The organism is Nannocystis sp. RBIL2, from assembly GCF_026626745.1.
Taxonomy (GTDB): Bacteria; Myxococcota_A; Polyangia; order Nannocystales; family Nannocystaceae; genus Nannocystis.
Genome location: NZ_JAPNJW010000002.1, coordinates 2,794,072 through 2,819,304, shown reverse-complemented (window position 1 = coordinate 2,819,304; position 25,233 = coordinate 2,794,072). Strand labels below are relative to the sequence as shown.

Sequence of the window (25,233 nt, the reverse complement as noted above, 5' to 3'; positions counted from 1 at the left end):
GAAGGTCTCGCCGTCACACCCGCCAGGTCTTTCGCAGCCCGTCGAGGACGCGGTCCCGGTTGGCGGGTGTCAGCTTCCTGATCTCGCGCGGCTCCCAGGGGTCGGGGTGCCTGCCGAGGATGTTCTCGTGGAACACGCAGGCCACCTCGTCGCCGAGCTTCGGCGTGGGCCTCGTGCACGAGAAGGGGCCCTCGAATTCCGCGAAGGGCGCGTCCTGCTCCAGCGCGACGCGAAAGGTTTGCTTCTGCAGCGGCACCGATATGACCTCACCGACGTGCACGACGCGCCCGACGCAGAGGAGGTTTTTCGGCGCCCGGTAGCGCGCCAGCACGTCGGCCTCTTCGGCGGGATCGAAGTAGTGCAGAGAGTACTCGGGAGGCCCCTCGTGCTTGAGTTTCCAGCCCTGCCTCGACAGCTCGACGGCGCGAGGCCCGACCCATACCGTCCGCTCCCGGCTCCCGACGTCGGGCTTGAAGTCCGAGGCGTACACGAACGAGTTCTCGAACCTCGCCTTGATCCAGCGGCCGAGCGCGTTGAACCAATCGGTCATCGCGCGCGCGGTCTTCGGGTTCGTCGCTGGCGCCCCTTTCCAGCCCGTGGCGAGCGCGATGCGGCCCACCCCGATCGCGGTGTCCTTGACCGGAGAGCGCAGGAACTGGATCAGCGACTCCTCCGAGCGCAGATAGTAATCGTCGCAGGAAGCGATGTGCTCGACCCGCGGTCGCGGGAGGATCGCCGCGTCCCACAGCATGCATTGCAGGCCGCGGAGCCCACCGACCTCGCGCGTGCGGGGGAACTCGGGGGTCGGGCTCCTCTCGTCGGTGATCAGCGAGACGGTCGGTCGCTCGAACACGAAGCTCAGGAAGGCGGCTTCGTCCTCGGGCGCCATGAGCGTGACGAGCTGCGAGCGCACGCCGGTCACTGTGCCACGCTCGATCTCAGACGCGCACGCCGAGAAGCGGATCGGCGTCGGGCCGTTGCAGGCGGGTGTTGCTGAGCTCGAAGGTGGCGCCGAGAGCGTCGTCGCGGGTGAGGGCGGCGACGAGGGCGCGGGCGACGTGGCTGCAGTCGATCATGCGCGGGTCATCGGTGGGGCCGTCGTGCAGCCCGCCGGGGCGGAGGATGGTGAAGGGGACGCCGCTGGCGCGCAGGACGGCCTCGGCCTCGCCCTTGGGCGCGAACCACTCGAGCATGTGCGCGGGGACGCCGGGCGTGGGCACTGCGCCGATCGTCGAGCACAGCACGAAGCGAGCGACCCCGGCCTCGCGCGCGGCGGCGACCAGGCGGGCGGTGGCCGGGAGGTCGACTGTCCGCAGGCCGCCGCCGTGGACGTCGCGGCTGCCGAGAGTGCTGACGATGCGCTCGACGCCGGCGAACGCGGGGCCGAGCTCGAGGTCGAGGGCGTCGCCGACGACGAGGTCGAGGTCCGCGCCGAGCTCGGCCTCGGCCCGCGCGCGGTCGCGGACGAGCAGCCGCAGCGGGACGCCGGCCTCGCGCAGGAGCGAGACGACGTGACGACCCGTGCGGCCAGTGCCGCCGACGACGAGGACCCGACCGGGCGCGGTGGACATGGCCGCCACGCTAGCAAGCCGGGCGCCGCCTGCCAACCAGCGCAGTCGAGCGGGCGCGGCCGGGCGAGAGCCCGAGGCCAGGCTCGTCGATTCGCTGGGAGCCGGCCGGCCCGAGGTCGCGTTCGGGACATGTCCGAACGGTCATGTCATATGTCCGAAGGGTCAGGAGCGACTGGTGCTGAAGCCGGCGCACGACTTGGTGATGAAGACCTGCGAGACCGACTTGTTGTAGGTGAAGTTGCTGACGCCCTCGCCCTTGTCGTCGACGATCCACAGCGTGTCGCCCTCGTTGCCCTGGACGCTCATGGTCGTGTTGGAGCCGATCGAGTCGGTGCGCCCGCCGCTGTGGCGGGGGTGGCGGCCGTGGAACAGCAGCACTTTCCGCGGGCACTCGTTGTGCAGCCGCGTCGACACGAACCTCGACGCCGCGTCGCCGCTGCTGCTGCTGTCGCTGCCGCCGGAGCCCGCGCCGCCGGCGGCCTGGCGTTCGGCTTGCTGCTGGCGATAGGCCTGGTAGCGGGCCTCCTCTTCGGCCTCGCGCGCGGCGATCTCCTCGGCGGTATGGCTGCGGCAGCCGAACAGCGTGCATTTGGCGCTGTACTGCTGGCTGCGCTCACAACCCTGGGCGCGATAGAGGCCCTCGTTGAAGCCGCGATCTTCGACCTTGTCGATCTTGAGCGAATCGGCGCTGCATGAAAGATCTGCGGCGGCTCGCGTCCGCACCGACTGGTCGAGCCGACCGGCGCACGCAGACAAACAGAGGAGAGCGAGAAACATCCACGGAGGTATCTTCACGGGGCCAGGGTATCGCCCATGACCGCGCGAAAGTACGCGCGGCGCGACGTGAGCCAGGCGCCGTGAGCGGCCGAAAGCGGGCGAATCAGCGTCAGGAAGGCGAATGGCGCCGGGCCTGCGCCGGAGCGGAGGCATCGCTGGGGGATCGCCTTGGGGGAACCGCGCTGCGGGTATTCACGGAACTGCGGAGCGGGTGTACCGACGGTGATTTCGCGGGCGGCTTGGCCGACAATCACGCCCGTGTCGATCCGGACGAACCATGCGTGGGTGCTGCTCTCGGGCTGGCTGATCGCGTGCCCTGGTGGCGGCGAGAGCAGCGGCACTGCGGCGACGACAGGCGACAACCCCGGCAGCGCGAGCGAGGTCAGCGGCGTCGGCAGCACCGAGGCGCCGACGACGGGGAGCAGCGCCGGGACGAGCAACGGGACGACGGGCCCGGGGACGACGAGCCCGGGGACGACGAGCCCGGGGACGACGAGCAACGGGACGACGAGCCCCGAGACGACGAATCCGGGGACGACGAACCCGGGGACGACGAATCCGGGGACGACGACCGACGCGGACACGACCGGCACGACTGCGACGACCGATCCGAACACCAGCGATTCGACGACGGGGGCGGTCGATCCGCCGCCGCTCGACGGCACTGCGTGCCAGGGCTACGCGACGCGCTACTGGGACTGCTGCAAGGCCCACTGCGGCTGGCAGGGCAACGTCAATGCGGCCACCGAACCGCTGCAGAGCTGCGACAAGAACGACAACAACCTGGGCTCGGCGTACGACGTGGTGAGCTCGTGCCAGTCGCCGGCGCAGAACAGCGCGTTCACCTGCTACAGCGGCGCGCCGTGGGCGGTGTCGGACACGCTGGCCTACGGCTTCGCGGCGGTGCCGGCCCAGGGCGACATCTGCGGGCGCTGCTACCAGCTCGACTTCGACGGGACGGGCCACTACAACGCGCAGGACCCGGGCTCGGTGGCGCTGTCGAACAAGACGATGATCGTGCAGGCGACGAACATCGGCCACGACGTCGCCGGCGGGCAGTTCGACATCCTGACGCCCGGCGGCGGGGTCGGTCTGTTCGACGCCTGCTCGTATCAATGGAACGTCGACACGTCGGAGCTCGGGGCGACCTACGGCGGGTTCATGACGCACTGCCAGCAGCAGGGCGGCAACCACGAGCAGATCAAGCAGTGCGTGCTCGGCCGCTGCGCCGCCGTGTTCGACGAGCCGGGCCTGGCCGAGCTGGCCGCCGGCTGCGAGTGGTACGTGCAATGGTACGAGGCGGCCGACAACCCGAACCTGCATTATCAAGAGGTGGCCTGCCCGCCGCAGCTGGTCGCCATCTCCGGCATCGACCGCGGTCCGCTCGACGACATCCAGGCCTGCAAGGGCGGCGGCGGCAGCTGCTCGCAGGAAGAGATGGACGCCTGCGACTGCAGCTGGACGAACGGCGGGCAAAACTGCGGGCAAGACGACGGCTCGTGCTGCTGGACGGCCTGCTGCGGGCGGTGAGGCGAGGGGGCCCGGCTTGGAAGGCTGGTTCGCCCGGCCGGACGCTCGCTACGTGCTGCTGACTGCGAGAGGAGCGCCGTCACTTCCGTCGATGCGCTCCAAGGCTGCGCCAGAACCGCTTTTTTCGCTGGCCATCGACTTCGCCACGTGGGCGAGGAGCTGGGTCAGGAGGTCGAGGATGACGCTGAGGTCGGCGATGGTGTCGACTGTCGAACAGTGCTTCAGGCACCACTTCTGCTGCGCGGATGTACATGAATCGACGTAATCCGGAGAGAAGTGCAGGCGCGAGGAGAGAAAGCCGCTGCTCGTCCTGCGAGCGTGATGCGCATGCACCTCCAGAGCGCTGACGAACGCTTCCAACTCTCCGTACATCGCGCGATCGAAGGCCAGGAGGGTGAATCCCCCCTCTCTCTCGTTCATGACGGAACGCAACATTCCGATGCGCCCGCGAGAAGTTCTAAATCGCGCGAGGTGGTCCTGGAGATTTGCGATGGTGAGCTCGTGGGGGCCGTGCCGGTCCATGGAACGCCGGGTCAGCAAATCGCGGACGGCGAGCCCAGATTCGCGGAGCGCGGCTACTCCCGCCATCCCGCCCAGGAGGAGCAGCAGCAGCAGGAATGGGATGCCGAACAAGTCATCGAGCCAATCGGGCATCACTTGCTGAGCGGACAGGTATTTTACGCCGACACCGACGCCCGCCAGGGCAAGGAGCCACATCAAGACCTTCGGATTGAGGACCAGGGCTGCCGTGGAAAATATGATGAGGAGGACCGGTGTGAACGGCCACAAAAATCGAGGTATGGGCAAACCCAGCTGCAAGGTGGCCCGGATGCTAAAAATGCAGACCTCCGTATAGATGCATGTAACGAGAATGACGTCTGCCGTGCCCTTTCCGACGGATTCAAGGACGGCGATTGTCAGCGGCAGCGAGCCGATCAGCGTCACGAGGAACAATATCGCCTGCCCTCTGTACTTCTGCACGATCCACAGGACGAGCGCAGACACGAGCAGCCCGGTTACCAGGACGGCGACCGATTCGCCGGGCGAAAGCGACGATGTGGCGACGACGAGCGAGAGCCCAATAAAAAAGCCGGCTGCCAGGATGACGCGTAGGATGTTCTCGACCTCGTAGAACGATGCCGCCGAGGCGAACAGAGTCACGAGCGCAGGATGATCCATTCTGCGGAGCCGGGCCTCGGTAGCCAGCCGGTCCTGGGCGATCCGCCCGTTGACGGTCATGCGATACAGCAGGCGCTCGATTCGGTTGAGAACCTCGATCGACGGCCTGCTCACCCGGGGGAGCTGTTTGAACGCGACGTCGTGGAGCAGCTCACTGTCGCCGTCGAGGGCGGTGAGGGCGAGGCCTTCCAGGTGTCCGGGAGGGAGCACCCCAGCCAGCTCGAGGACGTACACCTTGTCCATGCGGATGCCGGCGCGGTATGCCTGGACGAGCAGAGACGTCGCGCTTTGCTGCAGCGTTTGAGGCAGGTCCCGGCGGCAAGCGTAGCCGCACTGCAGCAGGTCCATCACGTGGTAGAGATTTTTGGGCCACACAAGGGGTCGCGGAGGTGGGGCCGACTTCAAGAACCCGGTCGTCCGCTCTCTCGCCTCCTCGATGGGGGATGCGACGGCGAAATCTTCGGCCGCTAACCCCATCTCCGCGTGACAAGCGAGCACGAAGCGCTCGGCGGCAGCGAGTACACCCGTCAGTCGTTCGACGGGACTGTGCTGCAGCAAGACGACGCAGGCCTCGCGCCAGCGACCATCGAACAACAGCAGGTCCGGAGACAACAGTTCGGGCTCGCGTACGACTACGCGAGTGGCGAAGTATTCCTGGAGGCGACGGTGACGAAAGTGGGTGTGAGCGCCATCGGCTTGATCCTCGCTCAGGGCGAGCTCGAGCTGCTGGATCGTTTCAAGGACCCTGTCAACGTTCACGGCAGGACGATCGAACTTCAGCAGCGCCGCCGACACGGCACGATTGGAGGGGACTTGACCGAGGCTGGGCTCGGCCCACATGACGAAGGCTATCTCCTCGGCAGAGCGTCGCAGCTCGTCGACCCCGCCTCCGTAGATCTCGCGAACGCGACCCGCATCGCGATTGAAACGCAGATTTAGATATTTATCGAACAGTGTGTAGACGTTGGGTGGAAAAGGCTCACCGGCCTTGCTCAACTCGCACAGCATGCTCAAGGTCAGTGGATTATGTGCCCAGCCCGGAGGGGCGGTGACCAGGTCTTCGGAGAGGCGCCGGACCTGCTCGGTGTCGAGCCCACAATTGGCGAGGAACACGCGTCGGCGGTCCTCGGTGAGCGGGCGCAAGTGAAACCGGCTCCAGTTTACTACGCGCGGGCCGCGGTAACTCCTGGAGGCTACAAGGACGCGGCAGTTCGTGGCAGCGACGAGGTTGATGTCGGTGCAGAAGTCCTGGATCGCCGAGACATAGCTCTGCACGGCGGAGTCGGCCTCGATGGCGCTGAGCACGTCCGGAATTTCGTCAAAGCTGTCGAGCAAGAGCAGCCAGCCGCCGTGTCTGCACCCGTCGCTGAAGCGAGCCGAAGCCACTGCCGGGTCAGAGTGCAGCGCTCGCAGGATGCATGTCCGCAATTTGTCGAGCGCCTGTCCGTCTCCGGGTGAGATGTATTTGAGGTTCACATACAGCGGCAGCGGGAGCGGACAGTGCGGGTCCTGCCGGATCTGCGTGGCGAAGTTCTTCTCGACCTTGCGGAGCGAGACGGTTTTTCCGGACCCCGGATCTCCCTCGAGCAGGATGAAGCGCTCCCGGCTGCGCTCGATTGCAGCGGTCAGGGATGGCTCGACGCGGAGTTGGTTCCCGGGCACGCGATCGCGGACCGACCACTTCCTGGCGACATAGTCGCCCTCGGCTTCGACCTCCGCCTCGAGCTCGGTATAATGGCAGGCGAGCGTGATCTGCAGGATCGATGGGATGTCCTGACGGCCGAGCACCGCGTCGGCGAGTACTTCGCGGATTCGCAGGGTCTCGAGTTGTTTGCCATCTCTTTCGTTCGTGCGAGACATCCGTGAGCCAGAGTCGAGGTGGTGGGCAGGCTACGATAGTCGAAGCGGCCACAGGTGCGCGACGGGCCTCAGAGGCCGAGGGGCGCAACGTGCGCGATGAGACAGAACCGGTTGCCGGGAACGGCGACCCGCGGCGACCATGCTCGGTGGAACTTGAGCGTCGCACAGATACTATCTGCCACGCTGCGCCTCGACACTCCTTGCCGAGCAGCCCGAACACGGAGTCTACTCGTGCCTCGGATGCCGGGGCCGCGTCAACGAGTGCGAACTGGAGATGACGCGGGCGGCGACGAGGTGACTCGGTGAGTTCGGCCCCCCCCCGATACGACCGCCATGATCTGGGCCGCCTTCCGCGCCTTGACCAGCCACGACTCGTGGAATCATCGCCGCCCCATGTCACACGGGCGCGCGCCCGCTTGTCCTGAGCAGCGAGGGAAACGACGATGAACGCACGGATGATTTCACGAACACCGGCAGCGCGAATCCGCGCACTCGGCCTCGCAGTGCTCTCCACCCTGGGCGCCTGTCGGGCCCAGGACCCCGGCCCTGGCGACGCTCTCGAGGTGCGGCCGGCAGTCGAGGCGACGCAGGACGACGACGGCGAGCAGCGGGCGGTGGCCGCGGGCGCCGGGCTGATCGGCCGACCCGCGCCGGCGATCACCCTCACGACGATCGACGGCCAGGCGATCGACCTGGCGCGGCTCGTCGGGAAGAAGCCGGTCTACCTCAAGTTCTGGGCGACCTGGTGCGTGCCCTGTCGCGCGCAGATGCCGGGCTTCGCGGAGATCCACGCGAAGATGGCGGACCGCATCGAGGTCATCGCGGTCAACACCGGCTTCACCGACGACGAGGCGGCCGTGCGCGCCTTTCGTCAGGAGCTCGGCTTGAAGATGCCGATCGTCATCGACGACGGCAGGCTCGCCGAGGCGTTCAACCTGCGCGTGACGCCGCAGCACGTGCTGATCGGCCGCGATGGACGCATCGCCCACGTCGGTCACCTCGCCGACGCGCGCCTGGACGAGGCGCTGCGCGCGGCGCTCGCCGACGACGGCCAGGCCCCCGCCGCGATCGTCGCCGCGACGAGTCCGGACGCGCGCCCGCTCGCGCCCGGGGACCTCGTCCGCGATCTCTCACTCACGACCGGCGGCGAGACAGTGTCCCTGGGCGGCGTGGGCAAGCCGAGCGCCCTGGTGTTCTTCGCCCCGTGGTGCGAGTCGTATCTCGCCGAGAGCCGGCCCGCCACCGCCACCGCCTGTCGTCGCGTGCGTGAGCAGGTCGAGGCTCTCGCGGCGAAGGGCGATGTTCATTGGCTGGGGGTCTCCAGCAATCTGTGGACGACGGAGGACGAATTGAACGAGTACAGGAAGACCACCGGGACCCGGCTCCCGCTCGCGCTCGATGCCTCGGGTGCGGTCTTTCGTGCCTTCGGCGTGCGGGAGATCCCCGCGGTCGCGGTGCTCGACGCCGCGGGACGACTGGTGCGCGTGCTCGGTCCCCAGGACCAGGACGTCGCCGCGGCGCTCGCTGCCGCGGGCGACTGAAAAGCGCCGCACCAGGACGCCGCCAACACCTGCCGCAGCGGTCCGTTGCTCCTCCCGCCGACGGCGTCGCGCTCCGTGAGGAACGCGATTCGGCCGAGCGCTCACTGCGGGACGAGCACGCTGACGCTGTAGGCCGGCATCTCGTAGAGGAACGCGTTGGTGGCGGTCGGCGACACGGCTGGCCCGGAGGTCAGCTCGGGCTGGGGGCCGGTCAGTTGCCACACTGCGACGCTCTGGTAGTCGGCGTAGGCGGCGAGGGTGACTGCGGCGGTCAGCGGGCCGGCGGTCTTGTTGATGGCGACGATCACCGTGCGCGCGGGGTCGGCGGCGTCGGTGCTGGCGTAGACGCTGGTGGCGGCGACGTCGGAGGTCACTGCGTGGATCGAGGTGTCGCCGAACTTGCTGCCCTGGCCGTCGTAGCTGGTAAAGGCGCGGAAGGCGGCCCAGATCATGGAAGTCTGATCGGTCAGGGCCCAGTAGGCGGCCATGGTCACGCCCTCGCGGCCGAAGATGCCGAGGACGTCGGCCTGGGCGATCGCGCCGGAGATGTGGCCGCCGCCGCCGTAGTTGTACTCGGTGAAGCCGAGGCCGGTGCCGGGGTAGTGCTCGTCGATGCGCTCGTTGAGCCACGGGATCAGGCGCACGGGGCCCTGGAGGACGTCGGTGGCGATCCAGCTGTCCTCCTGGAAGCTGTCGTCCCACAGCGAGCGCGGGGCCTGCACGCGGGCCGCGACCGACTCCGGCGAGTTGTCGTCGCCGGTGATCCGCTGGCCGTTGGCGTAGACCTCGGTGTACCAGTGTAGATCGAGGACGTCGACCAGGCGCTTGCCGGCCTCGGCCTCGGCCTCGGCCATCGCCTGCAAATAATAGGTGAGGAACTCGCCCTGGGCGTCGGGCGCGTCCTGCAGGGTGGTGTAGCCGCCGTAGCCGTAGGAGACGAAGCCGGCGATGATCGCGTTGGCGGCGACGTCCTTGATCGCGGCGGCGAACTCGGCGTTCTTCTCGACGAGCTCGGCGTAGCCGACCGGGTCGGGATGGATCCGCTCGTGCGTGTGCGACCAGAGGTCGGGCTCGTTGTCGAGCGAGAACAGGACGCGGGCGCGCTCGGGGTAGAAGGCGTCGGGGAACCTGGATTGCAGCCAGGCGACGAATTCGTCCTGGTAGACTGCGTCGTCGTTCGGATCGGGCTCGCTGTCGAACGGGCCGTCCTTGCGGGCGACGGTCGGGTGGAAGCGCGTCTCGAGGTAGTTGGGGGTCTGGTCGACGTCGCCGCCGCCGTCCTTGTCGGCCGCGACGTAGCCGCAGATCGGGACGGTCACCAGCATGTCGGCGCCGGCGTCGAGGGCCTCGGCGGTGGCCGCCCGCACGACCTCGCCCGGGATATTGCCATCGACGCCGAGCTGCGAGGCGAGGTAGTCGTCGTTCTGGTGCTGATAATCGGCCCCGGCGTTGCTGGCGTTGTTCTCCCAGTTGTACGCGGTCATGCGATTGCCGCCCTGCCGCACGAGGCCGAGGCCGCGGTTGGTGGTGGCGAGGTCGTCGTATTGATTGGTCCCGTAGATCCACGGCGAGATCGGGTGACGATCGGTGTCGGCGCGGATCGTAAAAGTGACGTCGCCGCTGCCGGGGTCGCCGGGCTCGACGAGCGGGCCGGGGTCGGGCCCGTCGGTGGTCGGATCGCTGGTGGTCGGGCCGTCGGTCGGATCGACGGTGGTCGGGTCGCCGCCAGGGCCGGCGCCGGTCGGGCCGTCGGTCTCGCTGCCCGTCGGGCCCGCTCCGGTCGGGTCGCCGCCAGGGCCGGCGCCGGTGCCCTCGGTCGGGTCTCCGGTGGCCTGCGTCGAGGCGGTGGTGGTCTCGCCGCCGTCGGGGCAAGCGGTGAAGAGGAGCGCGAACGGGGCGGCAATCTTTGTTAAACGAAGTTGCATGGCCGCCAGGGTAGCCGAGCGCGAGGAGGGTGATGCTGTCCTGAAGGACATGTCAGCGAGCGCGACCGCGAGTTCGCGCGAAAGAGTCCAGGCGATGCAGCGAGCGGGACACTGCGACGCGCGCTCGCGAGTTTCGCAAGCGAGGACGCCTCGCTGCGAACGGAATGACGTCCAGTTCGCTCGCGAGGATGTTCGGCGACGCAGCGGGACCTTCGCCGAGCGCAGGGTTCGCGAGCGCGGACGTCCCGGTTATGCAGCGGGCGGGCCATGCCGCGTGAAGAGCGCTGTTGCGCCGAGACGATCGGTCAAGTAGAACCGAACCCGTGAGCCGAGGCGACGCGCGCGACCGTCTGGTCCAGGCGGCCATCGACCTGATCTGGACGTCCAGCTACGGGGCGGTCAGCGTCGACGCCATCTGCGAGCGCGCCCAGGTGCGCAAGGGCAGCTTCTACCACTTCTTCGCCAGCAAGGACGACCTGGTGGTGACGGCCCTCGACACCCACTGGGGCACCCGCCGGCCCGTGCTCGACGAGATCTTCTCGGCCTCGCGCCCGCCGCTGCAGCGGTTGCAACGCTACTTCGCCCACATCAGCGAACGCCAGGGCGAGGTCCGCGAGCAGTACGGGCGGGTCCTCGGCTGCTTCCACCACGCGGTCGGCAGCGAGTGCGTGCAGAAGCCGACCGCGGTGGCCGCCAAGGCGCAGGAGCTGAGCCTGGCGCTGCGCCGCTACCTCGAGACGGCGCTGCGCGACGCCCAGGGCGAGGGGGCGCTGCCCCCGGGCGACCCGGTGGCGGCCGCCAAGAGCCTGTTCGCGTTCGTGACCGGGGCGCTGACCCAGGCCCGCGTCCACGACGACCTCGAATTGCTGCGCCAGCTGCCCCAGACCGCCTGGTTGGCGCTGGGCATGGCCGGGCCGCCGCAGCGCAGCACGTGAGCCGCTCGGAGCCGGCCCTGCTGCGCGTTTTTGCGCGCTCGAACTTGACTAAACAGTCATCTACAACGCTCTCTTTCGACCCCGCTCCGCCCCGGTAACCGCCCATGTGGATCGTCCGACTCGCGCTGCGCCGCCCGTACACGTTCGTGGTGATGGCCCTGATGCTGCTGCTGTCGGGCATCTGGGTGGTCCGGCAGACGCCCACCGACGTGCTGCCGGACGTCGACATCCCGGTGATCAGCGTGGTGTGGACGTACACCGGTCTGCCAGCGCAGCAGATCGAGCAGCAGGTCACGCTGTTCAGCGAGCAGTCGCTGGCGGGCAATGTCGAGGACATCCAGAGCATCCAGAGCGACAGCTTCGACGGGGTGTCGGTGATCCGGCTGTTCCTGCAGCCGGACGCCGACGTGGCCTCGGCGATGGCGCAGGCGACTGCCGTTTCGCAGACGATCGTACGCCGCATGCCGCCCGGCATCGTGCCGCCGATCATCCTCCGCTACACGGCGTCGAGCGTGCCGATCCTGCAGCTGGCGTTCTCGAGCGACACGCTGTCGGAGGCCGAGATCTACGACCACGTCAATCAGCGCGTGCGGACGATGCTGAGCGTGGTCCGCGGGACCCGCTTCCCGCTGCCCGCGGGCGGCAAGCAGCGCCAGATCACCGTCGACCTCGACCCGGCGGCCCTGCGCGCGCACGGGGTCTCGCCGGCGGAGGTCAGCCAGACGATCGCGGCGCAGAACCTGACCCTTCCGACAGGCGCGGCGAAGATCGCCGAACGCGAGTACCGCATCAGCCTCAACAGCAGTCCGGAGGCGATCGCGGCGCTCAACGAGATCCCGCTGACCGGGGCGGCCGGGCGCCAGCTGTTCGTCCGCGACGTCGCCCACGTCCACGACGGCTACGCGATCCAGACCAACATCGCCCGCCGCGACGGCCGCCGCTCGGTGGTCCTCAGCGTGATGAAGACCGGCGACGCGTCGACGACCGAGGTGGCCGAGCGCGTCAAGGCACTGGTGCCGGTGATCCGCGCGGCGGCGCCCGAGGGCCTCGAGGTCGAGCTGCTGTCCGACCAGTCGACGTTCGTGACCCGCGCGATCGACGGCCTGCTGGTCGAGGGCGTGATCGCTATGGTGCTCACGGCGGCGATGATCCTGCTGTTCCTCGGCAGCGTGCGCGCGACGGTGCTGGTGGCGCTCAACATCCCGCTGGCGGTGATCATCGCCCTGCTGTGCCTGCGCGCCCTGGGGGCGACGATCAACGTGATGACGCTCGGCGGCCTGGCGCTGGCGGTCGGCATCCTCGTCGACGACGCGACGGTGGAGATCGAGAACATCCACCGCAACCTGGCGATGGGCAAGCGGTTGACGCGGGCGATCCTCGACGGGGCGCAACAGATCGCGGTGCCGGCGTTCGTGGCGTCGCTGTGCATCAGCATCGTGTTCGTGTCGGTGGTGTTCCTCGAGGGCCCGGCCCGCTTCATCTTCCTGCCGATGGGCATGGCGGTGGCGTTCGCGGTGATGGCGTCGTACCTGCTGTCGCGCACCCTGGTGCCGACGCTGGCGCAGTACCTGCTGGCGGAGCACGAGGACCACGCGCCGAAGCGCGGGCTGTTCGCGCGGATCCACCACGGCTTCGAGGCGAGCTTCGAGCGTCTGCGCGCGCGCTACGTGGGCCTGCTGGCGTGGGCGCTGGGCCGCCCGCGCATGGTGGCGACGCTGTTCGCCGCGGTGGTGGCGGCGACGGTGGCGCTGGCGCCGTTCGTCGGCCGCGACTTCTTCCCGCAGGTCGACGCCGGGCAGGTGCGCCTGCACGTGACTGCGCCGCCCGGCACGCGCATCGAGGAGACCGAGCGGTGGTTCTCGCGGGTGGAGGACCGGATCCGCGAGATCGTGCCGGTCGACCAGCGCGAGAGCATCCTCGACTTCATCGGCATGCCGAGCGGCTACACGCTGGCGATCACCGACAGCAGCAACGTCGGCTCGTCCGACGGCGAGATCCTGCTGACCCTGGCCCACGAGCGCACGCTCGCCACCGCCGACATCGTCCGCGAGCTGCGCGAGGTGCTGCCGCGCGAGTTCCCCGAGCTGTCGTTCTACTTCCAGCCGGCCGACATCGTGACGCAGATCCTGAACTTCGGCCTGCCGTCGCCGATCGACGTGCAGGTGTCGGGGGCGCAGCGCGACGCGACCCTGAAGGCGGCTCGCTCGCTCGAGGCCGAGCTGCGCGCGGTGCCCGGGGTGGTCGACGTGCACCTGCATCAGATCGTCGCTGCGCCGCGGCTTCACGTGGAGGTCGACCGCCAGCGCGCGCACGAGGCCGGCCTCAGCGAGCGCGACGTGGCAGCCAACCTGCTGCTGATGGTGTCGTCGTCGACGCAGGTGAGCCCGACGTTCTGGACCGACCCGAAGTCGAACTTCGCCTACCCGGTGGCGATCCAGGTGCCCGAGCACCGCGTCGACTCGCTGGCGGCGCTGCAGGGGCTGTCGCTGCCGACGGCGGGGGACGAGCAGAAGCTGCTGGTCGACGTGGCCGACTTCCGCCGCGCGACCACGCCGGTGTTCGTCAGCCACATGAACGTGCAGCCGACCTACAACGTGCGCGCGGACGTGCAGGACTCGGACCTCGGGTCGGCGGTGGCGCAGATCCAGGCGATCGTGCAGAAGCACCGCGAGGCCCTGCCGCCCGGGGCGACGATCGCGGTGCGCGGCCAGGCGGAGAGCATGCAGGTCGGCTTCGCCAGGCTCGGCGTGGGGCTCGGGTTCGCGGCGCTGCTGGTCTACGCATTGATGGTGATCAACTTCCAGTCGTGGAAGCTGCCGTTCATCATCCTGATGGCGCTGCCGGGCGCGGCGGTGGGCATCGTGTTCACGCTGTTCGCGACCGGGACGACCTTCAGCATCCCGTCGCTGATGGGCGCAGTGATGAGCATCGGCGTGGCCACCGCCAACTCGATCCTGGTGGTGTCGTTCGCCAACGAGCTGCGCCCGCAGGGGCTGTCGGCGGCCGAGGCGGCGCTGACTGCCGGCAGCGTGCGCCTGCGTCCGGTGTTGATGACGGCGACGGCGATGTTCATCGGCATGCTGCCGATGTCGCTCGGCCTCGGCGAAGGCGGCGAACAGAACGCGGCCCTCGGCCGCGCTGTGATGGGCGGCCTAGCCGGGGCGACGCTGGCGACTCTGGGCTTCGTGCCGGTGGTCTACAGCGTGCTGGCGAAGCGCTGGCGCGCGCCCGCGATCGACCCCGATCTCGCCGAGCCCGGTGACTTTGACGCGAGGGAGAGCGCATGACGACGATGCAGTCTAAAAGGTCAGGTTGGCCGGTGGTGGCGATGATCGCGGCGGTGCTGGCCGGCGCGGTGGTGCTCGGCGTCGGGCCGCGGCTCGAGCAGCGCGACGCGCGGGCGCGGACGCTGGCGCAGGCGACCGGGGCAAAGCGGGTGCGCGTGGCGGCGGTCCGCGCCGGCGACGAATCGCACGAGCTGACGCTTCCGGCGAGCTCGACGCCGATCCGGCAGTCGACGCTCTACAGCAAGTCGACGGGGTTCGTGCGCCGCTATCTGGTGGAGCTCGGCGACCCGGTGAAGGCAGGCCAGGTGCTGGCGGAGATCGAGGCGCCGGAGACGGACGAGGAGATCCGGCTGGCGCGGGCGCGACTGGCCGAGGCGCGCGCGAACGTGGGGATCCACCAGACGACGTCGGATCGCACGCGCACTCTGGCCGGGAGCGGAGCGGCGTCGCGGCAGGAGGCCGACGACGCGCTGGCGCTGGCCAACTCGGCTGACGCGCTGGTGGCGACGCGCAAGGCCGACCTCAAGCGGCTGCAGGCGCTGCGCGGCTACCAGCAGATCGTGGCGCCGTTCGACGGGGTGGTGACGCGCCGCCTGGTCGACTCGGGCGCGCTGGTCGGCCCGGCCGCGGCCGGCGGGGCGCCGCTGTTCGAGCTGGCCGACGTGTCGAAGCTGCGCGTGCTGGTCGACGTTCCCGACAGCCACGCGGCCGACGTCAGGGTGGGTAACCCGGCCGAGCTGTACTCGCCGCGCGACCCGTCGCGCACCGTGAAGGGGGTGGTGACGCGCACGAGCGGGGTGCTCGAGACGCGGAACCGTACGCTGCGCGTGGAGATCGAGGTCCCCGGCGACGAGTCGGTGCTGCCGGGCTCGTTCGTGTACGCGCGGCTGCAAGTGCCCCGCGCCCGCCCGGTGCCGATGATCCCGGCGAGCGCGCTGGTGGTGCGCAAGGAAGGGACGCTGGTGGCGAAGGTGAGCGAGGGTGCGGTGACTCTGGTGCCCGTGAAGCTCGGCCGCGACCTCGGCAAGGAGATCGAGGTGCTCGAGGGGGTGGCCGCCGGCGACGAGGTGGTGCTGCAGCCGCCCGACACGCTCGAGAGCGGGCAGGCGGTCGAGGTGGTGCCGACGGTCGGGTGATAATATCTCAAGGACATGTCCGATGGGGCATGTTGATTCGGACATGTCTTGACGGGCATATGCCGTGAACGAGCGGTCCGCCGGTCGAGCGGGCGCGCGGGCCTCGTCGAGGAGAGCTCCCGTCAGGGCGGCGCTCCTCTCGGCGAGGAGCTCCTCGCCGGCTCAGAGCAACGCCTGGATCGCCGCGACCGCCTCGTCATCGGTGATCGTCTCGGCGTCCGCGCCGGGCTGCAGCTCGATGTCGAGGAAGCCCGGGACGCGAGCTCGCCCCGCTCCGTTCGCCACCCAGATCTTGTGGTCGCGGGCGACCTGCTCCAGCCGCTTCGGGAACTCCGCCGCGTCGATGCGCGCGTAGATGCGGAACAGGTTCGTGGGCGGGACCTCCGGCGCCACGATGAACCGCGCGTCCTTGGCGAGCCGGGCCGCCAGCTGCTGCGCGCGCGTCACCCACTTGGGGATCCGCGCCAGCACGTCGTCGATGCGCATCGCGGCCGAAGCCGCGTAGGGAAAATACGCCGCGACGTTGCCGCCATGCCGGTGCCGCCACAGCCGCGCCCCGTCGATCAGCTCCTTCGAGCCGGCCACGACCGCGCCTCCCAGCGCGCCGATCGTCTTGTACAGCGAGACGTACACCGACGAGCAGCCCCGGCAGACCTCGGCGAGAGGACGTCCGAACGCCGGCGCCGCCTCCCACAGGCGCGCGCCGTCGACGTGCAGCGGCACGCCTCGCTCGCGGCACGCCGCCTTCAGGTCCTCGAGCTCGGCCCACGTCTGCATCTGCCCCGTCCAGCGGACCGGCAGTTCGACCGACACCACGGCCAGCGGCTCCTGCGCGTGGCGGACGTCGTCGCCGAGCAGCGCTCGGCCCCATGGCGACAGGACCACCTCGTGCATCCCGTGCAGCACCTCGAACGCGGCGTTCTCGTGGAGCAGGTGGTGCGACGACGGGTGCACGCCGAGCGCGCGACCGCGGCTGCGATCCGCGTACAGCCGCAGGAGACAGAGCTGACCCATCGTGCCGGTCGGCATGAAGCACGCCGCCTCGAAGCCGAGCAGAGCGGCGATCTTCTGCTCGAGCGCCTCGACGAGGTCGCCCGCGCCGTAGCGATCGGCGACTGCGTGTTGCTGCTGGCACCATTGACCGATGCGCACGAGCTCCGCGCCGTCGGAGTTCCGGGCGCCGGTGACCAGCGCGCCGCGGCAGGCCGCCATGAGCTGGTCGAGGCCGCCGGGCGGTCGAGCCGGCGGTGGCGCGGGACGCACGGGCGGGGCCGCCGTCGCGGCCCGCGGAGCGCAGCCAGCGAGCGCGCCGCCCATGCCTGCCGCCAGCGAGATCATCCAATCGCGTCGCAAGAGGTCGGTCATGCGTACGACTCTAGCCGAGCTCGCCGGCAATTGGCAGCGCCCGCGGGGTAGGCCACGGGCGGTTCGTGTGTTTGAAAAGACATGTCTTTTTAGACATGTTCATGCAGTCATGTTGCGATCAGCAGTTGTCGCCGATCGTCCCGTTGGGGCCGCCGGTGGGCGGGAGCTCGAGGATGTTGTCGTTGAAACAGCCGGGCTTCTCTTCGTCGTCCTCGGTGGTCGCTGCGGTGGTGGTCTGGACCTCCGCGGTGTCGTTGCCGGTCGAGGTGCTGTCGTCCTCGCCGCCGGTCGACTCGTCGCCGGTGTCGCTGCGCTCGATGTTCTTGTCGTCGGGGTCGTCGCAGGCGACGGCGGCGGTGAGGGAGAGGGCGATGAGGAGGGCTGTGAAGATCTTGGACATGACGCGGTCTCCGTGGCGACGCGCGGGCTCCGGCGGCGGAGGTTCACGCGGCGCGATCGATCGGGTAGTCGGGGGGTGAAGGCGGGCCGAGGACGGCCCGGCAGAGGCGGACGGACGAGGGCCGCGCGGCCGCCAGTCTTGCGCGGCCGTCGAGGCGAGGCACGGCCCGCAGCGCCGTGACTCGGATAGCGGTGGTGGTGGCCCGAAAGGGAAAGTTACGGCGCGGGGAGGCCGTGGACGCGGGCGCGCCGGGGGTCGGTGGGCGCGCCGCGATCTCAGGGTCGTGAGGCGGTCGGTGGCGGTCTTAAGCTGGCGTCGAGGACAGGTCCCAAAGGACCGGTCAACATCGACGTCAAGTGAGACCGGGGCGTCGGCGGGAGAGTTTTCGCGGTGCAGCGAACTGGAAGCGCGTGCAGGGAGCGGCCGCCTGTGGCAGGATACGTAGCTATGGAGCACCGCACCCGAACAGTCGCGCAAAACGAACAATGCACAGTGCAGCAGTGCAGCTGTGGGATGCTGCACGTGAGCGTCGGTTCGGTGACGGTGCGCCTGCGGCCCGCCGCTGCGGCCGGTCTGCGCGACGCGGTGGCGGCGGCGCTGCAGAAGATCGAGGCCGACGATCCGTCGCGCGGCGCCCCGCGGCCCGCCTCGCGCGGCGACGATCTGCCGTCGTGATCGGCGGACCGGTCGCGCGGGCCGTCGTGATGCTCGCGCGACGCCGACCCGCCGCTGACGCCGCACCTGCGATCGCGCCGCGAGCCCGGGCCTGCATGTACAAGCGCGGCGCTCGAACTCGCGCTAGAAACCCGATCTGTTGGCGTTTTGCGGCGAAAAGGCGGTTTCGTACGGCTGTGGGGAGGTCCAGGAGATCGAGTAGAGTGGGCCTCGGTAGCCGGCCATGAGTGAAGCGCAGTCTGTCGTCGACCGCAGCCCGAAGGCGAGGATCGGGAACGTCTTCGCCGACGAGTTCAAGATCCTCCAGCACCTCTCGCGCGGCGACGTGGCCGACACGTTCCTCGCCGAGTTCATCGACCCACCGACGCAGGTGTGGATCAAGATCTGCCGCGCGGAGTTCTCGCAGGACCGCGCGCAGGCCGAGCGCCTGCTGCGCGAGGCGCGGGCCGCCGCGGCGGTGCTGCACGCCAACGTGCTCGAGGTCCTCGACGCCGACATTGCGCCCGAGGGCGACGTGTACGTGGTGACCGAGGCGTTCGAGGGCGAGGACCTCGGCCTGCTGCTGCGCCGGACCGGCCGCCTGCCGTGGCCGCGCGTGCGGGCGATCGCGCTGCAAGTGGCGGAGGGCCTGCAGGCGGCGCACGAGGCCGGGGTGATCCACCGCGCGATCAAGCCCGGCAACGTGCTGCTCGGCGCGGACGACCTGGTCAAGGTCGCCGACTTCGGCATGGTCGCGGTCGAGGCAGTCACGCAGGACCGCGAGGCCGGCACGGTGGTGCTCGGCGACGCGGTCCACTTCATCGCCCCCGAGCAGGCGCTCGGCGAGGCGGTCGACCAGCGCAGCGACATCTATTCGCTCGGGGTGCTGATGTACACGCTGCTGAGCGGCCGCGTGCCGTTCTTCGGCCGGCCGACGCAGGTGACGATGCAGCACAAGTTCGCGGCCGCGGCGGCGCTCGGGAGCGTGGCGCCGGAGGCCGAGATCCCGCCCTTGGTGGAAGCGCTGGTGCTCAAGGCGATGTCGAAGCGCCGCGAGGACCGCTACCAGGACATGAGCGCGCTGGTGGCCGCGCTGCAGCAGATCGACGAGGAGGGGGCGCGCGCGGGCGGCGGCAAGGCCAAGGCGGCCGCGCGCAAGCAGCAGCCGACCACCGACAGCGCGATGTTCTACTCGCTCGAGGCGCTGCAGGCCGCGCTGGGCCAGACGCAGGACCCGCAGGCGCAGATCGACATCCTCCGCAAGATGGAGAAGGCGCTGACGCAGCTGACCGGCGGCGCGGGGGGCAAGGAGGGGCAGGCCTGGCAGCAGTGGATCGCGCAGGGCGTCGACTACGCCTACTACAACCTGGCGGCCCAGCACCTCGGCGCCGAGCAGTGGCAGGAGCTGGTGCAGACGTACCGCGAGCACGCCGAGCTCACGAGCGACCGGGCGATGAAGACCGGGCTGTACGGGGCGATGGGCTACGTGCTCGACAAGTCGCTCGGCGACATCCCCGGGGCGATCGCGGCCTACCGCAAGATGATCCAGCTCGACCCCACGTCGCAGGACGCGGTGCTGGCGCTGGCGCGGCTGTACGAGCGCGGGCAGCAGTGGGACGCGGCGGTGCAGACGCTGGACCACTTCCTGTCGCTGTGCGCCGACCCGGCCCTGCGCACCGAGGAGCTGACGCACGTCGGCAAGCTGCTGCACGAGAAGCTGGTCGCCTCGGAGCGCGCCGAGGCCTACCTGCGCGGCGCGCTCGAGCACACGCCCGGGCACGTGCCGGCGCTGACGCTGCTGGCCGACATGTACCGCGGGCGCAAGGACTGGCGCGAGCTGGCGGCGGTGTGCGAGGCGCTCCTGAGCCACGCGACGAGCTACTACGAGCGGGTCGAGTTCGGCATCGAGGCCGGCTTCATCCACTACCGCCAGCTCGGCGACATCGCCAAGGCGACCGAGATCTTCGCCCGCGTGATCGAGCTCGACCCGGAGAACGTGCGCGTCGGCACGGTGCTGTCGAAGATCTACTACGAGGCCGGCAACTACGTCGGCGCCGCGCCGATCTACGAGATGCTGGTGCGCAAGGCCCCGGGCGCGCCGATCAGCGTCAAGGCCCACGTCGAGCTGTGCCTGCGCGCCGCCCGGGTCGAGCGCCTGCTCGGCCGCTCGCAGCGGGCGCTCAAGCTGTTCAAGAAGGCGCTCGACCTCGAGCCGAACAACTGGACCGCGATGCTCGGCCGCGCCGACCTGACCTTCGAGGCAGGTGAGTGGGAGGCCGCGTTCACCTACTACGAGCAATTGCTGGCCGCGTCCGCCAAGGAGAAGACGGAGAAGGTGTCGGCGGCGATCCACGTGCGCCTGGCGGAGGTGTGCAAGCGGCGGGGCCAGACCCAGAAGGCGCCGGGCTACCTGCGCAAGGCGCTCGAGCTCGACGCCAACAACTGGCAGGCGCTGGAGGCGACGCTCGAGCACCAGCTGGCCGCCGAGGACTGGCAGGGCGCGCTCAACACCCGGCGGGCGATGATCAACGCGTCGGGCGACGACAACGTCAAGTTCGAGCTGTTCGTCGCCAGCGGCAAGCTGTTCAATGGTCGCCTGCGCGACCCGCAGAAGGCCGTGATCGCGTTCCAGCGCGCGCTCGAGCTGCGGCCGCGCGACCTGGTGGTGCTGCACCTCCTGCTCGACACCTTCACCGAGCGCAAGATGTGGCAGGAGGCCGTCGGCGTGCTCGACCGGATCGTCGACGTCGAGCCCGATCCGACCCGCCGGGCCCGCTTCCACTACACTGCGGCGGTGCTGCTGCGCGACAACCTGGCCCAGGCCGACGGCGCGCTGGCGCGGTTCGACCGCGTGCTCGACGAGGACCCGAGCCAGCTCAAGGCGTTCCAGGCGATCGACAAGCTGCTGACGCAGCGCAAGGAGTGGAAGGGCCTCGACCGCGCCTACCGCAAGATGATCAATCGCCTGCCGCCCGACGGCGAGACGCCGCTGCGGACGATGCTGTGGTCGAACCTGGCCGAGATCTATCGCTCTCGCCTGGGCGACTTCCGGGCGGCGGCCAAGGCGTTCGAGGTCGCGGCGGCGCTCGACCCGGGCAACGCCGACCGCTGGCAGATTCTGGTCGAGCTGTACGAGGCGCTGGTCCGCAACAACAACGCGCGCGAGTTCTCCGACCCGCTGATCCGCGCCCACTTCACGCTGCTGCGCCTCGAGCCGCACCGCTACGCCAGCTACCACCGGCTGTTCGAGGTCTACGTGGCCCGCCGCGAGCTCGACAAGGCGTTCTGCGTCGCCCGCACGCTGGTGTTCGTCAAGCAGGCCAATCCGCAGGAGACCACGTTCTTCAACCGCTACCCGCAGCCGGAGTTCCGCCGGATCAAGCAGCGGCTCGGCGAGGAGCTGCTGCGCCGCTGTGTGTTCCACGCCGACGAGGACGCGGGCGTCGGCGCGGTGCTCGGCCTGCTGGCGCCGGTGCTGGCCGGCTGGCGGCCGAAGATGCTGCCGTACCCGCTGCGCCCGTCCGACCGCATCGACCCCGAGGACGACGGCTCGCTGGTCAGCAAGCTGTTCGTCTACGTGACGCAGGTGTACGGCTATCCGCAGCCCGACCTGTACTTCCGGCCAGACGAGCCGGGCGACGTGGCGGTGCTGAACGTCGAGCGCGGCGGCAGCGTGCGCCCGACGATCATCGCGCTCGGCGGGGCGCTTGCGGAGAAGGCGGAGAACAACCTGGCGTTCACGCTCGGCCGCCACGCGCTCGACCTGTACCCGCCGCACTACGCGTTCATGATCATCGACCGCTCGCCCGAGAACCTGAAGGACGTGCTGATGGCGAGCATGCACGTGTGCAAGGTCGGCGCGCCGGAGCTGTCCGCCGGGGCGCAGGCGCTGGCGCGCGAGGTGACGAAGCACCTGCCGCCGGCGGCGATCGAGCGGCTCGCGTCTGCGCTGCAGCGGCTGGTCAAGGGCGGCGAGGTCGACGTCAAGCGCTGGGCCCGGGCGGCCGAGCTGGCCAGCTACCGCGCGGGGTTCTTGTTCTGCAACGACCTCGCCACCGCCGCGCACGCGATCGGCCAGGAGCAGCGGGTGTTCGGCGCGATCCTGGCGCCCAAGGAGGCGCTGCGCGAGCTGGTGGTCTACAGCGTCAGCGAGGAGTACTTCGAGGCGCGACGCGGGCTGGGGCTGAACGTCGCGTGACGTGGAGGATGGCCGCGAGGCCATCCTCGTCAAAGTCCGCGAGCGCGAGGCTCCACAAGCCTCCGTCGCACTCGCGCGAACGAGCTTCCCAAAGTTGCATGATCACGCGCCCGCCCCCTGCTCGGGCGCGCCTAACCTGCAGCCAAACCGGCTCCTGCGGCCGTTCTCAAGGTTTGCGGCGCGGGCTCGCGCTTGCCGGCCCGGGCGAAGGGTGATACGACCGCTCAATGCAGCGAGCGAAGCAGTGGTTGCGTTGGCCGGTCGGGTGCGGGCGTGCGGCGGCGTTGGCGACGGTATTGGCGGTCGCGGGCGTGGCGGGCTGTTCCAAGTCGAACGAGCAGGTGGCCGCTGCGGCGCTGGCAGATCCGGGCGTGCAGGCGCTGCTCAGCAAGATCCCCGCGGACACGCCCTACGCGTTTATCAGCTTCGGCGGCTCGGCGCGGCCGATGATCGAGAAGATCTACAAGAGCATGAGCCCGGTGATGGAGCGCATCGGGCCGATGATCGATCAGATGCCGATGGACGACGAGTGGGGGCCGCTGGCGAAGGCGATCCTCGTCGAGCTCCGGGCGGTGATGAAGGACGGCGGCCTCGATCGCACCGGCATCGACATCGACGGCCGCGCCGCGCTCTACGGCATCGGCATGATGCCCGCGGTGCGCTGGACGCTGAAGGACCCGCAGGCGCTGCGCGACCTGCTGGCCCGCGTACAGACCGCCGGCAACGTCACGATCCCGGTGTGCAAGCTCGGCGAGGCCGAGTACTGGTGCGGCGGCAACAGCGAGATCAAGGTCGCGGCGGCGATCGTCAGCGGAGAGCTGATCCTCGGCGCCGCGCCGGCGTCGATGGCCGACAAGGTGTTCGAGCTGCTGTTCGGCAAGACGGCGCCGGAGCGGTCGCTGGCCGACTCGCCCAAGCTGCGCGACCTGCTGACGAGCTGGAACCTCGGCAAGCACAACGTCGGCTACGTCGACACGCGAGCGATCGTCGAGGCGTTCCTCGGCGAGGGCGACCCGCTCAACAAGGACGTGCTGGCGGCGCTGGTCCCGAAGCTGACGGAGAAGTGGCCGACGCTGACCCAGGTGTGCAAGGACGAGGCCCGCGGCCTCGCTGCGATCGCGCCGATGCTGGTGTTCGGCACCGAGGCGATGGACGAGAACGGCTTCGAGGGGGTGTTCGGCGTCGCGCTGCGCTCCGACGTGGCGCAGGACCTCAAGTCGCTGCGCGCGTCGGTGCCGGGCCTGTCGAAGGAGGTGCGCGGCGAGGCGATCCTCGCCATGGGCGGCGGCTTCGACGTCGGCAAGGCGATCGAGTGGGTGCTGCGCAAGGGCGCGGAGGTGACGAAGTCGCCGTATCAGTGCCCCGAGATGGCCGACCTCAACCAGCTCGCGGCGAAGATCGGGCAGGACACGTCGTCGATCCCGAAGTGGGTGCCGGGGCTGCGCGGCGGCAGCCTGGTGCTCACCGACATCAAGATGTCGGGCTTCTTGCCGTCGTCGATCACGGCCTACGCGGTGCTGTCGGCGGCCGATCCGCGGGCGGTGTACGAGGCGATCAAGGCCGAGACGCCGGCGATCGCGGCGTACGAGTTCAGCGACGACGGGGCGGTCAAGACGCTGCCCGACGGCACGGTGCCGTTCGTCAACGGGATCGCCTACGGGGCGAAGGCCGGGACGGGCGCGGTGGTGGCGATCGGGCCGGGCTCGGAGGGCACGGTCAGCCAGCTGCTGGCGGCGCCGGAGGTCAAGGACCCGCCGCTCGCGCTGTTCGCCTACGACCTGGCCAGGATCATGGACCAGCTCGAGCCGGTGCTCGGTGGCATGGCCGGCCAGCCCGAGGTCGCCGCGGTGTTCGACATCTACAAGGTGTTCGGGCCCTCGGGCTACGAGATCTACGCCGAGGATCGCGGCCTGGTGTTCAAGGTGGGGATGAGGCTGCGCTGAGCGAGTCGTTGGCCGCCTGCATGCGCATGGTGCAGGCGTCGCGCAGGCGGCCGACCACGACGTCGCCGTACCACGCGCCGTGGGCCGGGAGCTCGCGCGCGCGCAGGGCCTCGAGCAGGGCCGGCAGCTCGTAGACGCCCGAGCGGACCAGGTTCTCGATCTCGCGCTCGGTGCGGTGCTCGTTGCGGTCCTGCAGCACGCGGCGGATCGCGGCGCCGAGGTGCGGCAGGCGCTGATCGTTGGCCGCGCGACGCAGGCGCAGGGCGATGCCTGCGGGGTCGTTGTCGCAGAAGTCGAACCACAACGCCGCCGCGAAGAAGCGCAGCGACTCGGCGTTGCGGCGGGCGGCGAACGCGGCCTGCAGCTCGCTCGGAGTCAGCTCGGTCACGGCCCGCGACAGGGGCACGATCGAGCATGGCCCATCGGACATGTACGCGAGCAGCTCGACGAGCTGCAGCTGCTCCCACGGATCGGGGCCGAACCAGAGCACCCGCTCGCAGTCGGTCGGCAGCTCCTCGGCGCGCTGGATCTCCGCCAGGTCGGTCTGCCAGTACGCCATGCGGAGGAACACGTGCCGCCCGCGCTCGCGCGAGCAGGGTCCGACCGCGGCGCTGTCGCGCCAACCGAGCACCTCGCCCTCCAGGTCGATCTCGCGAGCGAACCCGGCGGCGCAGTCACCTGCATGGATGTGGAGGATCGGTAGCACGCCCCGGTAATGGACCTGGTCCCCGGGCGGTGCAACTTGAGCGCGTCACCGTCGGCGAGCCGCTCTCCGATCGTCGCGGACGGGGAGCACCGGCGTTCCGCAGGGACGGCGCGTCTCTCTGCGCCGGTGATCGCCGGCACGCGAGGTCCGGAGGGCGCGAAAGCGGGTGTGCGAGGCTCTGCGACCGGGTAGCGGGCCCTAACGGTTTATTGATGGGCTGCGCAAA

Annotated in this window: 16 protein-coding genes; 8 read left to right on the top strand and 8 right to left on the bottom strand. The window is 69.8% G+C overall.

What is annotated here, in order from left to right; translation table 11 throughout:
• Window positions 1-13: 13 nt before the first annotated feature.
• The 3 genes from OV090_RS36345 to OV090_RS36335 form a co-directional block, all read right to left on the bottom strand.
• Window positions 14-913: a hypothetical protein gene (locus tag OV090_RS36345; RefSeq protein WP_267709308.1), complete on the bottom strand. Its 900-nt coding sequence runs from the start codon at window positions 911-913 to the stop codon at window positions 14-16.
• A 25-nt stretch (window positions 914-938) separates the two neighbouring features.
• Window positions 939-1,571 carry an SDR family oxidoreductase gene (locus OV090_RS36340; RefSeq protein ID WP_267709307.1) on the bottom strand — a complete coding sequence of 211 codons (633 nt, stop codon included), beginning with the start codon at window positions 1,569-1,571 and terminating at the stop codon, window positions 939-941.
• A gap of 162 nt (window positions 1,572-1,733) precedes the next feature.
• On the bottom strand, window positions 1,734-2,366 hold the full coding sequence (locus OV090_RS36335) for a hypothetical protein (protein ID WP_267709306.1): 633 nt from the start codon (window positions 2,364-2,366) through the stop codon (window positions 1,734-1,736).
• Window positions 2,367-2,606: 240 nt separating this feature from the next.
• On the opposite strand from OV090_RS36335, the gene OV090_RS36330 reads away from it, so the two are divergent.
• Window positions 2,607-3,878: a hypothetical protein gene (locus OV090_RS36330; RefSeq protein ID WP_267709305.1), complete on the top strand. Its 1,272-nt coding sequence runs from the start codon at window positions 2,607-2,609 to the stop codon at window positions 3,876-3,878.
• Window positions 3,879-3,926: 48 nt separating this feature from the next.
• On the opposite strand, the gene OV090_RS36325 is transcribed toward OV090_RS36330, so the two are convergent.
• Window positions 3,927-6,917 carry an NACHT domain-containing protein gene (locus tag OV090_RS36325; protein WP_267709304.1) on the bottom strand — a complete coding sequence of 997 codons (2,991 nt, stop codon included), beginning with the start codon at window positions 6,915-6,917 and terminating at the stop codon, window positions 3,927-3,929.
• 503 nt (window positions 6,918-7,420) lie between these two features.
• Between OV090_RS36325 and OV090_RS36320 the strand changes: the two genes are divergently transcribed.
• On the top strand, window positions 7,421-8,458 hold the full coding sequence (locus OV090_RS36320; RefSeq protein WP_267709303.1) for a TlpA disulfide reductase family protein: 1,038 nt from the start codon (window positions 7,421-7,423) through the stop codon (window positions 8,456-8,458).
• A gap of 101 nt (window positions 8,459-8,559) precedes the next feature.
• On the opposite strand, the gene OV090_RS36315 is transcribed toward OV090_RS36320, so the two are convergent.
• Entirely contained in the window at window positions 8,560-10,383 is a 1,824-nt protein-coding gene (locus OV090_RS36315; protein WP_267709302.1) for a glycoside hydrolase family 44 protein, read from the bottom strand.
• Between the two features lie 323 nt (window positions 10,384-10,706).
• Between OV090_RS36315 and OV090_RS36310 the strand changes: the two genes are divergently transcribed.
• The 3 genes from OV090_RS36310 to OV090_RS36300 all read left to right on the top strand — a co-directional run bounded on the left by OV090_RS36310 (window position 10,707) and on the right by OV090_RS36300 (window position 15,741).
• Window positions 10,707-11,318, top strand: coding sequence for a TetR/AcrR family transcriptional regulator (locus OV090_RS36310; protein WP_267709301.1), 612 nt, complete (start codon window positions 10,707-10,709; stop codon window positions 11,316-11,318).
• Between the two features lie 104 nt (window positions 11,319-11,422).
• Window positions 11,423-14,605 (top strand): efflux RND transporter permease subunit, encoded by a 3,183-nt coding sequence (locus tag OV090_RS36305; RefSeq protein WP_267709300.1) that lies wholly within the window; start codon window positions 11,423-11,425, stop codon window positions 14,603-14,605.
• Window positions 14,602-15,741 carry an efflux RND transporter periplasmic adaptor subunit gene (locus OV090_RS36300; RefSeq protein WP_267709299.1) on the top strand — a complete coding sequence of 380 codons (1,140 nt, stop codon included), beginning with the start codon at window positions 14,602-14,604 and terminating at the stop codon, window positions 15,739-15,741. Before OV090_RS36305 ends, OV090_RS36300 begins: the two co-directional genes overlap by 4 nt.
• Window positions 15,742-15,903: 162 nt before the next feature.
• Here OV090_RS36300 and OV090_RS36295 read toward each other — a convergent pair whose 3' ends face one another.
• Entirely contained in the window at window positions 15,904-17,106 is a 1,203-nt protein-coding gene (locus OV090_RS36295) for a beta-eliminating lyase-related protein (protein WP_267709298.1), read from the bottom strand.
• Between the two features lie 118 nt (window positions 17,107-17,224).
• The gene (locus tag OV090_RS36290; RefSeq protein WP_267709297.1) at window positions 17,225-17,506 is read right to left on the bottom strand and encodes a hypothetical protein; all 282 of its coding nucleotides are present in this window, start codon (window positions 17,504-17,506) and stop codon (window positions 17,225-17,227) included.
• Between the two features lie 522 nt (window positions 17,507-18,028).
• Between OV090_RS36290 and OV090_RS36285 the strand changes: the two genes are divergently transcribed.
• From OV090_RS36285 to OV090_RS36275, 3 genes are all read left to right on the top strand, one after another.
• Window positions 18,029-18,181 (top strand): hypothetical protein, encoded by a 153-nt coding sequence (locus tag OV090_RS36285; RefSeq protein WP_267709296.1) that lies wholly within the window; start codon window positions 18,029-18,031, stop codon window positions 18,179-18,181.
• A gap of 223 nt (window positions 18,182-18,404) precedes the next feature.
• Entirely contained in the window at window positions 18,405-22,358 is a 3,954-nt protein-coding gene (locus OV090_RS36280) for a serine/threonine-protein kinase (RefSeq protein WP_267709295.1), read from the top strand.
• A 311-nt stretch (window positions 22,359-22,669) separates the two neighbouring features.
• Window positions 22,670-24,301, top strand: coding sequence for a hypothetical protein (locus tag OV090_RS36275; protein ID WP_267709294.1), 1,632 nt, complete (start codon window positions 22,670-22,672; stop codon window positions 24,299-24,301).
• On the opposite strand, the gene OV090_RS36270 is transcribed toward OV090_RS36275, so the two are convergent.
• Window positions 24,276-25,007, bottom strand: coding sequence for a hypothetical protein (locus tag OV090_RS36270; RefSeq protein ID WP_267709293.1), 732 nt, complete (start codon window positions 25,005-25,007; stop codon window positions 24,276-24,278). The genes OV090_RS36275 and OV090_RS36270 overlap by 26 nt on opposite strands.
• Window positions 25,008-25,233: the final 226 nt, after the last annotated feature.

Excerpts from the sequence above, each read along its gene's own strand:
- OV090_RS36305 (WP_267709300.1), top strand. The coding sequence starts at position 11,423 with ATGTGGATCGTCCGACTCGCGCTGCGCCGCCCGTACACGTTCGTGGTG.
- OV090_RS36315 (WP_267709302.1), bottom strand. The coding sequence starts at position 10,383 with ATGCAACTTCGTTTAACAAAGATTGCCGCCCCGTTCGCGCTCCTCTTC.
- OV090_RS36300 (WP_267709299.1), top strand. The coding sequence starts at position 14,602 with ATGACGACGATGCAGTCTAAAAGGTCAGGTTGGCCGGTGGTGGCGATG.
- OV090_RS36290 (WP_267709297.1), bottom strand. The coding sequence starts at position 17,506 with ATGTCCAAGATCTTCACAGCCCTCCTCATCGCCCTCTCCCTCACCGCC.
- OV090_RS36280 (WP_267709295.1), top strand. The coding sequence starts at position 18,405 with ATGAGTGAAGCGCAGTCTGTCGTCGACCGCAGCCCGAAGGCGAGGATC.
- OV090_RS36325 (WP_267709304.1), bottom strand. The coding sequence starts at position 6,917 with ATGTCTCGCACGAACGAAAGAGATGGCAAACAACTCGAGACCCTGCGA.
- OV090_RS36295 (WP_267709298.1), bottom strand. The coding sequence starts at position 17,106 with ATGACCGACCTCTTGCGACGCGATTGGATGATCTCGCTGGCGGCAGGC.
- OV090_RS36340 (WP_267709307.1), bottom strand. The coding sequence starts at position 1,571 with ATGTCCACCGCGCCCGGTCGGGTCCTCGTCGTCGGCGGCACTGGCCGC.